9 protein-coding genes and 1 tRNA gene are annotated in these 12,326 nt (G+C 60.4%); 7 read left to right on the forward strand and 3 right to left on the reverse strand.

The genetic code is table 11. From position 1 onward, the window contains the following. Position 1 precedes the first annotated feature (1 nt). On the reverse strand, positions 2-1,708 hold the full coding sequence (gene pilB / locus E8F20_RS17505; protein ID WP_280284849.1) for a type IV-A pilus assembly ATPase PilB: 1,707 nt from the start codon (positions 1,706-1,708) through the stop codon (positions 2-4). Between the two features lie 250 nt (positions 1,709-1,958). On the opposite strand from pilB, the gene E8F20_RS17510 reads away from it, so the two are divergent. From E8F20_RS17510 to E8F20_RS17520, 3 genes are all read left to right on the forward strand, one after another. Further along, complete coding sequence (locus E8F20_RS17510) at positions 1,959-2,396, forward strand: prepilin-type N-terminal cleavage/methylation domain-containing protein (protein ID WP_280284850.1); 438 nt, start codon at positions 1,959-1,961, stop codon at positions 2,394-2,396. Positions 2,397-2,431: 35 nt separating this feature from the next. Beyond that, positions 2,432-3,871, forward strand: a complete 1,440-nt coding sequence (locus E8F20_RS17515; protein WP_280284851.1) for an O-antigen ligase family protein — start codon at positions 2,432-2,434, stop codon at positions 3,869-3,871. 12 nt (positions 3,872-3,883) lie between these two features. After that, positions 3,884-3,959 (forward strand) — tRNA-Thr (locus E8F20_RS17520). 88 nt (positions 3,960-4,047) lie between these two features. Here the strand turns inward: E8F20_RS17520 and E8F20_RS17525 are convergent. After that, positions 4,048-4,275: a hypothetical protein gene (locus tag E8F20_RS17525; RefSeq protein ID WP_280284853.1), complete on the reverse strand. Its 228-nt coding sequence runs from the start codon at positions 4,273-4,275 to the stop codon at positions 4,048-4,050. 380 nt (positions 4,276-4,655) lie between these two features. Further along, positions 4,656-5,504, reverse strand: coding sequence for a carboxylating nicotinate-nucleotide diphosphorylase (nadC, locus tag E8F20_RS17530; RefSeq protein WP_280284854.1), 849 nt, complete (start codon positions 5,502-5,504; stop codon positions 4,656-4,658). Between the two features lie 317 nt (positions 5,505-5,821). Here nadC and E8F20_RS17535 point away from each other — a divergent pair, with 317 nt between their 5' ends. The 4 genes from E8F20_RS17535 to E8F20_RS17550 all read left to right on the forward strand — a co-directional run bounded on the left by E8F20_RS17535 (position 5,822) and on the right by E8F20_RS17550 (position 11,958). Continuing rightward, positions 5,822-8,095, forward strand: coding sequence for a DUF1631 domain-containing protein (locus E8F20_RS17535; protein WP_280284855.1), 2,274 nt, complete (start codon positions 5,822-5,824; stop codon positions 8,093-8,095). A gap of 182 nt (positions 8,096-8,277) precedes the next feature. Then, entirely contained in the window at positions 8,278-8,826 is a 549-nt protein-coding gene (gene ampD / locus E8F20_RS17540; protein ID WP_280284856.1) for a 1,6-anhydro-N-acetylmuramyl-L-alanine amidase AmpD, read from the forward strand. Positions 8,827-8,841: 15 nt separating this feature from the next. Then, positions 8,842-9,678, forward strand: coding sequence for a regulatory signaling modulator protein AmpE (ampE, locus tag E8F20_RS17545; protein ID WP_280284857.1), 837 nt, complete (start codon positions 8,842-8,844; stop codon positions 9,676-9,678). A 249-nt stretch (positions 9,679-9,927) separates the two neighbouring features. Next, positions 9,928-11,958: a methyl-accepting chemotaxis protein gene (locus tag E8F20_RS17550; protein ID WP_280284858.1), complete on the forward strand. Its 2,031-nt coding sequence runs from the start codon at positions 9,928-9,930 to the stop codon at positions 11,956-11,958. Positions 11,959-12,326 lie beyond the last annotated feature (368 nt).

Consider the following 12,326-nt stretch of genomic DNA (forward strand, 5'->3'; position numbering starts at 1 on the left):
GTTAATCCTTGGTCACGCGGTTGACTTCCTCGAGGCTGGTAATGCCATTCATGGCTTTTACCAGGCCGGAGGTTCGCAGGTCATTGAAGCCATCGCGGCGCGCCTGCTGGGCGATCTGGATGGAGTTGCCTTCTTCCATAATAAGCTGCTGCATGGCCTGCGTGATTTTAACCACTTCATAAATACCCACTCGGCCCTTGTAGCCCAGGTTGCAATTCTCGCAGCCGACCGGGCCATACAGCTTGAAGCTGCCGATCCTGGCTTCGGGGAAGCCTTCCTTGACCAGCACTTCACGCGGCACGTCCACTTCCTTCATGCAATGGCTACACAATTTGCGTGCCAGGCGCTGGGCGATGATCAGGTTGACCGAGGTGGCGATGTTGAAGGCTGGCACGCCCATATTGCGCAGGCGGGTCAGGGTTTCCGCCGCGCTGTTGGTGTGCAGGGTCGACAACACCATGTGGCCGGTCTGGGCGGCCTTGATGGCAATCTCGGCGGTTTCCAGGTCGCGGATCTCGCCGACCATGATCACGTCCGGGTCCTGGCGCAGGAAGGCGCGCAGTGCCTGGGCGAAGTCCATGCCCTGCTTGGGGTTGACGTTGACCTGGTTGACTCCCTCAAGGTTGATCTCGACGGGGTCCTCTGCGGTGGAAATATTGATATCCACGGTGTTGAGGATATTGATGCCGGTGTAGAGCGATACCGTCTTGCCCGAACCGGTGGGGCCGGTCACCAGAATCATGCCCTGCGGTTGCTTCAGAGCCGACATGTACAGTTCTTTCTGCTCCTCCTCGTACCCCAGGGCATCGATACCCATTTGCGCACTGGTGGGGTCGAGAATCCGCATCACGATCTTCTCGCCCCAGAGCGTGGGCAGGGTGTTGACCCGGAAGTCGATGGATTTCGTCTTGGAAATCTTCATCTTGATCCGCCCGTCCTGGGGCTTGCGGCGCTCGGAAATATCCAGCGCGGCCATCACCTTCAGGCGCGCGGAAATACGGCTGGCCAACTGGATCGGCGGCTTCGCCACCTCATGCAGCATGCCGTCAGTACGGAAGCGCACGCGATAAGAGCGCTCGTAGGGCTCGAAGTGCAGGTCAGAAGAGCCGCCGCGGATCGCGTCCAGCAGCATCTTGTTGACGAAGCGCACCACCGGGGCATCGTCGGCATCCACGCCGCCGGGGCTGTCCTTCTTGTCGTCGTCGACCGCCTCGACATCCACACCATCCAGGTCGACGTCCCCAAGGTCCTCCATGCCGCTGTTGGCAGAGTCGAAGAACTTCTCGATGGCATCGCCCAGCTTGTCATCCTCGACCAGGATGGCCTCGGTGTTCAGGCCGGTACTGAACTGGATATCGGTAACGGCCTGGTGGTTCGTCGGGTCGGAGATGGCGACGAACAGCTTGTTACCACGGCGCCAGAGGGGGAGGGCGCGGTGCTGGCGAATCAGCTTTTCGCTGACCAGTTCCTTCGGCTGGGACTCTCTATCAATACTGGACAGATCGAGAAAGGCTACTCCGAACTGTTCCGCTGCCATCTCTGCCAGGTCGCGGCTTTTCAGCAGCTTGTTCTGAACCAGGTAGGTGATCAGCGGAATCTTGTTGCGCTGCGCCTGTGTATGGGCCTGCAGGGCGCTCCGCTCATCAAGGAGGTTGGTCAATACCAGTTGTTTGGCCAGGCCGGAAAGGCTGGGGACGTTCTCGGTCATGACAAGCGTCGGTCCATGGGTTTGATCCTGCCTTATAACCCAGATGGCAAGGGCGTCCAATCAGTACGAGGGGGTGTGACAAAAAAAGGCAGTTTCTGTCGAGCTCTGCTGGCAAAACCTTGCAACGACGCCGAGATAAACGGTTCTTGCAAGTGCGTAGGCGAAAGGGTGTGAATCTGTTTGGCTGTTGGCACGCAGTGTGCTTGAGTGGGGATAGGTCGATTGGCCTACAACTATTGAGGACGAATAAATGAAGGCTCAGAAAGGCTTCACTCTGATTGAGTTGATGATCGTGGTTGCGATCATTGGTATTCTGGCAGCGATTGCTATTCCGCAGTATCAGGACTACGTGACCCGCTCCCGCTGGTCGGATAACCTGGCAGCTGTAGGTGCATTGAAAACCGCTGTTGCAGAGTGCTCGCAAAACAACAGTGGTGATCTTACTCTTTGCGATACGCTGACGAAACTGAACACTGCCGGATTTTGGCCGACTACTACTGCGCCGGTCGCGAAGTTTGGTACTGTAACTCTGACTGGTACTAGTGCAGCCATCGTGATCGCTGGTGATGCCACTGCCGGCAACTGCACCGTAACGATGACTCCCACAAATAACGTTGGAAACATCTCTTGGGCCATGACCAACAACGGAGGCACTTGCGGTCGTGCTCGTACTGGCGTAGGTACCTAATTCTGTAGGTTTTACCCTTGGGTCGGAGCCGTCTGGTGCAAGCCAGGCGGCTTTTTATTTGCTGGGGTGGGTTTATGCGCGCTGGGCTACAAGTGATATCTGCGCTGTTTCTTTTGATCATGTTTGTCATGCCAGTTTGGGGGCCGGAGGACCTTCTGTGGCATAACTGGCAGAGAATATGTCAGGTGCTACTTTCCCTGCTGTCATGTTTTGCTCTGATGTTTTTATTTCGAGAGGAAGTGCGGAGATCCGGCGGGCGAGTTTTGGCGCTGGCTTTTTCGGTTATCTTCGTTGGGGTTGTCTCGTCTTCAATTAATGGCGTTGGTATGTGGGGCATGGTCGAGGTTGCCCAGTACGCTATGCTGTTTTCGCTTTTCCTTATGGCAAGAGCCTTAAGGTTGCAAGTTGGCGATGTCGCAGACAATCACCTTGTTCATTTTGTTTTATTTTTGTGTCTTGCCAAGGTGGTGCAGTTTTTTAGTGCTTGGCTCGCTGCAATTTCAGGAAATGCTGGCCTTCCGAATCTATGGTTGCTCCTGGATGGGTTTTCGAACCCTAGGTTCTATGCTCAGTTTCTCGCCCTGGCAATTCCAGTGGTTGCATATCCTCTAATATTTAGCCGTACAAGAGCACTCTCATTATTTGCTTTCTTCGTTTTGTGCGGTCTATGGATGATTCTTTTAGTGACTGGTGCTCGCGGCGCATGGATGGCACTAGGTGTGACCATTTTCTTCTCTCTTGCATTCGGTAAGTTCGGGTGGCTATGGGCGGGGTGGCAAATGGCTGGTGTCGCGTTTGGAGGGCTGGGTTACTGGCTAGTGCTAGTTTCGCTTTCGGGTGGAGGAGATGGCGCAGTTGAAAATTCGATCGTTTCCAGGTTGACCACGAGCCTGTCAGCAAGGGATGTGTTGTGGAGTGAGGCGATGCAGATGATAGCCTCTCATCCCTTCATCGGTGTTGGGCCAATGGGATTTGCCAGCGAGTTGAACTTCATTGGCGCTCATCCTCATCAGTCTATTCTTCAGTGGGCGTGTGAATGGGGAGTTCCTGTCGCATTGTTGGTTGGCGGATATATGTTGGCAGTTGGAGTCCAAATCGCTAATATGATGCGTCAGCGGCGCACCTCAGTTGAGGGGAGGGATGCCTTGAGGCTATGTATTGCCGGAGGGGTATTGGCTGCACTGGTATACTCAATGGTTGATGGCGTTCTGGTGATGCCATATAGTCAAACTGTTTTTGTCGTCCTTGCTGGCTGGTTATGGGGATTGCTTCCTATCAGTGAGCGGGAAAGACCAGTTGGAAATCCCTGGTTATTTGCTCTATTCGCATGTTTTTTTGTTGCAAGTTCTGCTCTTGTATACGTCGCCCTCAGAGACTATCCTACGTTGGCTGGAAATGAGAGTTATTTTACTCAATACTACAGCCCGGTCCTTTTCCCAAGATTCTGGGCGCAAGGCTTTCTTGAGTTAGAGTGATTAAATTAGTTTGCCGGTGTAGCTCAGTCGGTAGAGCAGCTCATTCGTAATGAGAAGGTCGGGGGTTCGATTCCTCTTACCGGCACCATGATCCAAACAAAAAGCCCCGCAGGTTCTGCGGGGCTTTTTGCTTTTTCGGGGTTTAGCTCGCTGCGTGGCGGCGGGCCGCTCGTTTCTCAGTCTTTTCTGCCCACTTTTTCGGCAACGTTGTACAGGTCCATGGCCGAGCACTTCATCAGGTCCGAGATGGTCTTGACGGCGTGGTGCAGGCCTTTCAGGTCCTTGTCGCTCAGGTGGTGTTCGAGGCCGTCGCAGCCCAGCAGGTCGGCGATGGTGTTGAGGGCGTAGCTGGCCGTCAGTAGGCGGTCGCCCTGGAGGTCGGCAATGCGGGCGACGTTGTTCATAGCCCACCTCCGGCGGTTCTCGGGTCCGGGGTAATGGTGGCTGCCTGGGGGCGTGCATTCCTTGCGGGTGTGCGGATGTGCATGGTCAAAGCTCCTTTTGCTTGGGAGCTGCCACGAATCGTCGCCAAACGAATGGGTGGCAGCTGTGCGCAGGTTGGCGAACCGGGGCAAAAGGAACCCGGCAGACCATTCGGTCTCCCGCGCACAGCCGCCATGACACGACGTTGCCGGCACAAAAAAGCGCCGGCAATCGGATGGTCGGCGCTTGTGCGCCTTTTGCGTTTCGGGTCGCCAAACCCGGTCCTGGAATTTGCCAGGACGGCCGCACCATAGCCTTGCCCGGGACGCATGGCAACGCCCGGGGTTCGGCGAGGTGGGATTTAGAGGCTCAGCCGCATCGACAGGTCGATGGCCTTGACGTCTTTGGTCAGGGTGCCGATGGAGATGTAGTCGACGCCCGTCTCGGCGATGGTGCGCAGGGTGGTTTCGTTGATGCCGCCGGAGGCTTCGAGCTTGGCGCGGCCGTTGGTGAGGGTGACGGCGGTGCGCATGTCGTCGAGGCTGAGTTCGTCGAGCATGATGATGTCGGCGCCGGCATCCAGTGCTTGCTGGAGTTCGTCCAGGCTTTCCACTTCCACTTCCACCGGCTTGCCGGGGGCGATGCGGTGGGCGGCCTGGATGGCCTGGGCGATGCCGCCGGAGGCTGCGATGTGGTTTTCCTTGATGAGGAAGGCGTCGTACAGGCCGATGCGGTGGTTGTGGCCGCCGCCGCAGGTCACGGCGTATTTCTGTGCCAGGCGCAGGCCGGGCAGGGTCTTGCGGGTGTCGAGGAGCTTCACTTGGGTGCCCTTGACCAGTTCCACATAGTGGCCGACGCGGGTGGCGACGGCCGACAGGCACTGGAGGAAGTTCAGGGCGCTGCGCTCGCCGCTGAGCAGGGCGCGGGCCGGGCCTTCGAGGTGGAAGAGGGCTTGGTTGGCGTCGGCGTGCTGGCCGTCCTGCACCTGCCACTCCACCTTCACGCGTGGGTCGAGCTGGCGGAACACCTCGTTCACCCAAGCGGTGCCGCTGATGATGGCGGCTTCGCGGGTAATCACGGTGGCGCGGGCCTGACGGTCTTCGGGAATGAGCTGGGCGGTGATGTCGCCGCTGCCGATGTCTTCCTGGAGGGCGGTGCGTACGTTGGCCTCGATTTCAGCGGTGAGGTCAGCGAGGAGAAGGTTGGGCATGGTGGGCTCCGCAGGCAGGATGGCGGCGATTATAAAGGCTGCCGACGACCGGCGCAGTGCCGATGAACAACGGTCTTACGCTTTCTGCTAGATACTCAGGAGTGGATCGTTGTGCGTCGGTCGGTCGAAATCCCTGCATCTGTGACTTGATTCATGTCTGTAGGAAATCTCCGCTTGGTTGTCACAGCATCATCCATATAATGACTTCGGAAATTTCTATTTTTGACGCCATTTGATTGACGTTATGGATGACTCCCCATGATCGATTTGCGGACCGATAGGCCCTTTGCAAGGGCGCGGCCTGCGGGAGGCTCGTGATGCAGACCGACGCTAAGGTGGTGCCGCTGAACAAGGGGGCCACCCAGCAATCGCCAACCTCGCCGGTAGGAAGGCTGCCCGTGGCCTTGATCCAGGTGCGCGACAAAGTCGCCTTGCAGTTGAAGCAGACGCTTCAGGCGCTGTTCGACAATGCGGACGACACCCTCTTCGAGATGGCGGACCGCGCCACCAGCAATGCCGAGCAGAATGCCTTCTTCGAGGCGATGCGCGACCTGCGGCTGAAGCGCAAGAGCATCGAGCGGACCTTCCTGCAGAAGGTCTTCGAGTCGTTCTCTTCGCTCAATCAATATGAGGCAGGCAAGGCGCCGCAGCTGGGTGCAGTGTCTTTCGACAGCCTCTCCCTGGTGCAGAATGACGAACTCGAGGAAGCCGTGGCGCTGGACGCCATGGTTGCCAAGGTGATGAGTCACGACGGCATCGCCCTCGGCCATCTCACTGCGCGTTTCAACACCCTTGTCAGCAAGAAGATCGAAGACAAAACCAACCCGCTGGGGCCGCGCCCGCTCTGCGAGGCCTTCCTCGATGCCTGCCGTAGCCTCGGGGTGGAGATCAAGGTCAAGCTGATCATCCTCAAGCTGTTCGAGAAGTACGTCCTCACCGAGCTGGACCAGATCTACGCCGAAGCCAACCAGCTTCTGGTCACCGCCGGCGTGCTCCCGGACCTGCGCTCGGCACCGGCGCGGCGCCAGGCGGAGCGATCCAGCGCCACGGGGCGCCCAGCCCAGCCCGGTAACGCGGCTGGCGGTGGCCAGGTGACCGAAGAGGGCGTGCAGGAAATCTTTGGCGTGCTCCAGGATTTGCTGTCGCAGGTACGCGGCACGGCATTGCCGCGCCGGGAGCATCCCGCCGATGCGGTCCCGGTCAGCAGCCTCGACCTGATGCGCCTGTTGTCGCATCTGCAGCAGCACCTGCCGCAGCAGCACAACGATGACTACGACCTGCGGATGAGCCTCGACCAACTGCTCACTCGCGCCAGCGCCCGCAGCGGTCGGGCGCGGGTGGTCGGACAGGTCGACGATGACGTCATCAACCTCGTGTCCATGCTCTTCGAGTTCATCCTCGACGACCGCACCCTGCCGGATTCGCTCAAGGCCCTCATCGGCCGCATGCAGATTCCAATGCTCAAGGTCGCCCTGCTGGACAAGACCTTCTTTAGCCGTGGCAGCCACCCGGCTCGCCGCCTGCTCAACGAAATCGCTTCTGCCGCCCTCGGTTGGGTAGAACAGGACGAAGCCCAGCGCGACAGTCTCTACCATCGCATCGAGCAGGTAGTGCAACGCCTGCTGAACGATTTCGTCGACGACCCGGCGATTTTCTCGGAGCTGCTCGCCGAGTTCCTGGCCTATGCCGGCGACGAGCGGCGCCGCAGCGAGTTGCTGGAGCAGCGCACGCGTGATGCCGAAGAAGGCCGCGCCAAGGCCGAACTGGCTCGCAGGCAGGTGGAAGACGCGCTCAACCAGCGTCTGCTGGGCCGCACCCTGCCGGAAGTGGTGGTGCGCCTGCTGCAGGAAGCCTGGAGCAAGGTGCTGCTGCTCGGCTGCCTCAAGCACGGGGTTGAGTCGGCCGAATGGCAATCCGCCCTGCAAACCATGGACGACCTGATCTGGAGCGTGGAGTCCCACGATGCGCCGGAGGCCCGGGCGCGCTTGCTGGAGCTGGTGCCGGGGCTACTCAAGTCGCTGCGCGATGGCCTGGCCAGCGCCGCGTTCGATCCCTTCTCCACCAGCGAATTCTTCAGCCAACTCGAAGCCCTGCACGTTCAGGCCTTCCAGCGATTCCGCAGGCCTGAGCCGGTGGACGTGGTTGCTGACGACGGTCTGGAGTCGCCGCCGCTGTCGCTTGACCTGCCGGACGACGCCGAGCCGGAAGATGAGTCTGCGCCGGCCATGGTGGCGGTCGTGGAAGAAATCGTCCTGGTCGTGCCCGGCGAGTCGCAGGTACAGGAGCCAGAAGTTGCCCTGGCGGATGACGATGAGGCCCTTGGCTTTGTCGACAACCTTCGCGTGGGGAGCTGGGTCGAGTTCCAGGAAGACGACGAGCACAAGCTGCGCTGCAAGCTGGCGGCGCTGATCAAGCCCACGGGCAAGTACATCTTCGTCAACCGCACCGGCATGAAAGTGCTGGAAAAGACCCGCATGGGCCTGGCCGTGGAGTTCCGCCGCAATGCGATCCGCCTGCTGGACGATGCCCTGCTGTTCGATCGCGCGCTGGAATCGGTGATCGGCAACCTGCGCCGTCTCAAGGGCGCCTGAGCTCGACAGCACGTTTCAGTAGGATGGGTGGAGCCTGCGATACCCATCGCTTGTGGACGATGGGTATCACTCCGTTCCACCCATCCTGCAAATTCAAGGCAGAGGCAATTCCGCTCCCTGTTGCGCCACTCGCTAAAATGGCTCCACTGCGCCTAAAGTGGGCGGCAGACCAAGGAGCCGACATGCAGCTGGACCCCGCATCCGGTTGGTGCCAGGGCATCAGCCACTGCCCATCGCCCAACTTCAATAACCGCCCGCAGGGGGAAGTTTCCCTGCTGGTGATCCACAACATCAGCCTGCCGCCCGCTCAGTTCGGTACGGGGAAGGTGCAGGCGTTCTTCCAGAACCGCCTGGACCCCGACGAGCATCCCTACTTCGAGGGCATCCGCGACCTCCGGGTATCCGCGCATTTCCTCATCGAGCGCAATGGCGCCGTCACCCAGTTCGTTTCTTGCAATGAGCGCGCGTGGCACGCGGGCGTTTCCCTGTTCGAGGGGCGGGAGAATTGCAATGACTTCTCCCTGGGGGTCGAACTGGAAGGCACCGATGATCTGCCGTTCACGGAACCTCAGTACGCTGCGCTGATCGCATTGGTGGAACAGCTGCGTATTGCCTATCCGGCCATCACGCTGGAGCGCATCTGCGGTCATAGCGATATCGCCCCGGGGCGCAAGACCGATCCCGGGCCTGCATTCGATTGGGCGCGCCTGCGTGGCGCGCTCGCACGATAGAACGAGGAGGGACCCATGTATTTTCTGGTGTTGTTGCTGGTGCTCTGGATCGAGAAATTCTCCGCCTGGCGCCGGCATATCCAGCAGGACGGCTTCTGGCTGCGGGAGCTGGCCAAGGCCGAAGCCAACCCGCGCATGAGCGAGCGCCCCTGGGCGATCCTGGCGTTGCTGGTGCTGCTGCCCCTGGTGCTCCTGGCGCTGGTACTGCTGGCGCTGGAGCCGTTGGCCTATGGCTGGATGGCGCTGCCGGTGCATTTGCTGGTGATCATCTACAGCCTGGGGCGCGGCGATGTGCTGGCCGATCTGGGGCCCTTCCGCGATGCCTGGCGGCGTGGCGATACCCAGGGTGCCTATCACGTCGCCGAACGCGACCTCGGCCTGGAGGCGGATGAGGGCGACGATCTCCTGCAGCAGGTGCAGGGCTATCAGCTCTGGCAGGCCTATCAGGGCTTCTTCGCGGTGATCTTCTGGTATGCGCTGCTCGGCCCGGTGGCGGCACTGGCCTACCGCTTGCTCGCGTTGGCTTCCGAGAATGCCGGCACGCCGGCACTGCGCGAGCAAGCGGTGATGATTCGCCACGCCTTCGACTGGCTGCCGGTACGGGTGCTGGCGGCCAGCTTCTCGCTGGTGGGAAATTTCGTCGGGGTCAGCCGCGTGCTGCTTCACGAACTGCTGAGCTGGGAGATCCCGGCCCAGCGCTACATCGAGCTGGCCGGCCGCGCTGCTGCCGAGCTGCCGGAGCCCGCCACGGGTGACGCCGGGGTGGCGACGCTGGATGCCCTCTGGCAACTGCTGGTTCGCGCTGCGGTGCTGTGGTACGCCGGTTTTGCCGTCTGGGCCCTGCTGTTCTGAGTTCTGCTTCACCGCCCGCCCGGCGCTGCCGTCGGGCGGGTCCCGCCTTGCTTAACCTTTAGTTACAGAAACTCCAGCCGATATCGGGTACACAGATGAGCGCGCCAGCATTTTCGGACATTGCTCACAGAAGCATCTGACAGATCCCGGTGATCGCCAAGCAGCGTGGGGATGCTGCGAGGCCCTGGCCGAATCCTGTCAGCCGATCAGAGCGCGCCCATAACAATAAATGAGAACAGGAGACGTCTCGTGAAGACCCTGTTGTATCCTGCCATCGCGCTGATGAACCGCCTCAGTTTCGGGATGAAGTTCAGTCTGATCAGTGTTCTGTTCTTCCTGCCGATGTTGATCACCAACTTCTACCTGGTGCGCGACTCCTACCGACAATTCGTCAGTACCCGCTCTGAACTGCAGAGCCTCGACCTGTTGGGTGCCAGCCTGAATGTGCGCCGCAACCTGGAGAGTCTGAACGACCTGGTCATGATCAACTCGATGATCGGTCAGTCGGGTCAGGCCGGAGACCTGGAAAAGCGCGTCACCACGCTTGAGCAGGAGTTGCTCTCGACCCTTCAGGGCCTGGCCCCGGTGGTGTCCGAGGCTGAGCAGGTCGAAGCTTTCAACACTAAACGCGATGAATTGATCACGGCCTTGCAGGCTGCCAAGGGCGAAACCTCCCTGCAGAGCAAGAGCGCGATGATCGAGAAGCTGCTGGGCAACGCTCAGGTCTTCATCAAGTTCGTCGCCGCTCAGGCCGGTCTGAGCCAGGACGACCAGGCCGACGTGCGCCAGATTACCGAACTGGTCACCTCTACCACTCCGCAAGTGACCATGGCCATCGGCAAGGGGCGCGCCATAGGCGCCTATTCGCTTGGCCAGGGTTTCCTCAATTCGGCGGCCAGCACCAAGCTGGACGACTTGCTGCTGGACCTGGACAAGCTCAACGCCGAGTACGGCCTGAAGATCGCCGATGCCCTCGACGGCAGTCCGCGCGGTCACCAGGCGCTGGATAGTCTGACCGCCGCCAGTCGCGACACCATCAAGCAGAGCGCCACGCTGTTCGAGGACAAGGTGATCATGGCCGACACCCTCGACACGCCCTGGCAGCAGTTTTATGACCAGGTGACGGCGTCGCTGGAGAAGACCTATCAGCTCAACGACGGCTCACTGGCCTTCCTCAAGACCGAGCTGGAAAAACGCCTGGCCGAGAAGCGCGTGCAGACCGTGCTGCTGGTGGTGGCCCTGCTGGTGGTGTTCCTCGCCATCGTCTACCTCTATAGCGGCTTCTACGTCTCCACGCGTACCACGCTCAAGAGCCTGGGCAAGGTGATGGACCAGGTCGCCGGGGGCGACATGACCGTCAGCTTCCGCGCCGAAAGCCGCGATGAATTGGGCGAGCTGGGCCAGGTGTTCAACGGCACCGTCGCGAAGATCCATGACCTGATCGAGTTGGTGGGACATACCGTGGCCGAGGTCGAGCGTCAGGCCGGTCGCGTGGAGCAGGTCTCCGGTGAAAGCAATCAGGCCGTGGCCGGGCAGCGCAGCCAGATCGAACAGGTCGCCACGGCCATGAACGAGATGTCGGCCACCGCACAGGAGGTGGCGCGCAGCGCCGCTGCGGCAGTGGACAGTGCGCAGAGCGTGAATCAGGAAACCGTCAGTGGCCGCGCCCTGGTGGAGTCCCAGCTGGGCAGCATCGAGCGCCTGGCCAGCGAGATCGACCAGTCGGTGAGCGTGATCAACCAACTGGCCTCCGACAGCGCCTCGATCAGCCGTGTGCTGGAAGTGATCAAGGGCATCGCCGAGCAGACCAACCTGCTGGCGCTTAACGCGGCGATCGAAGCCGCCCGGGCCGGTGAGCAAGGCCGCGGCTTTGCCGTGGTGGCCGACGAAGTCCGGACCTTGGCCAAGCGGACCCAGCAGTCCACCGAGGAAATCGAGCAGATGATCATCAAGCTGCAAGGGGGCGTCGGTGCTGCCGTGAAGGCGATGAACGCCAGCCACCAGATGGCCGATGGTACGGTCAGCCAGTCTGGCAAGGTGCAGGCGGCGCTGGAGAACATCCTCGGTGCGGTGGGCATGATCGTGGACCAGAACCAGCAGATTGCCGCCGCAGCTGAGCAGCAGACCGCCGTCGCCCACGATATCGACCAGAACATCGTCGAGATCAACCATGCCGGTGAGCGCACTGCCGACGGTGCGAGCCAGACCGAGCGGGCCAGCCGCGAGCTATCCGGCCAGGTGGCGCAGCTCAAGCAACTGATCGGCGCGTTCCGCGTCTGAGGTTTGACCCAATGAAACAACCCGCCAATTGGCGGGTTTTTTCATGTTTGGCTGGTGGGTTTTCTATGGGGGACGAATTCATTCTTTGCCGTTGCGAGAGGTCCAAGAGCCTTGTAGGAGCTGCTTGCAACACGTCATGTAGACATTGCGAATTCATTGGCTATGTCTGCGTTAAGTGTTGCTAGAACGTCCTGAGCCGGGCTGCTTGCCGAGTTTTGCGGATGCTTCTGGTTTCGTCCCCCCGGACGAGTCCCTTTCTCAAGCGCCAAAAGGAACCAAAGGGCTTGCCCCTGCATCCGGGTTTGGCTCCGCCAAACTACCCTCCCTCCATCCTTGCTCCAGGGGCACGGCGAGAGGGGCCATCCATG

It is taken from the genome of Pseudomonas sp. BN415, from assembly GCF_029871195.1.
Classification (GTDB): domain Bacteria; phylum Pseudomonadota; class Gammaproteobacteria; order Pseudomonadales; family Pseudomonadaceae; genus Metapseudomonas; species Metapseudomonas resinovorans.

Bases quoted from the DNA above. Each gene is read 5' to 3' on its own strand.
- E8F20_RS17510 (WP_280284850.1), top strand. From the start codon at position 1,959: ATGAAGGCTCAGAAAGGCTTCACTCTGATTGAGTTGATGATCGTGGTT.
- E8F20_RS17535 (WP_280284855.1), top strand. From the start codon at position 5,822: ATGCAGACCGACGCTAAGGTGGTGCCGCTGAACAAGGGGGCCACCCAG.
- ampD (WP_280284856.1), top strand. From the start codon at position 8,278: ATGCAGCTGGACCCCGCATCCGGTTGGTGCCAGGGCATCAGCCACTGC.
- E8F20_RS17525 (WP_280284853.1), bottom strand. From the start codon at position 4,275: ATGAACAACGTCGCCCGCATTGCCGACCTCCAGGGCGACCGCCTACTG.
- pilB (WP_280284849.1), bottom strand. From the start codon at position 1,708: ATGACCGAGAACGTCCCCAGCCTTTCCGGCCTGGCCAAACAACTGGTA.
- nadC (WP_280284854.1), bottom strand. From the start codon at position 5,504: ATGCCCAACCTTCTCCTCGCTGACCTCACCGCTGAAATCGAGGCCAAC.
- ampE (WP_280284857.1), top strand. From the start codon at position 8,842: ATGTATTTTCTGGTGTTGTTGCTGGTGCTCTGGATCGAGAAATTCTCC.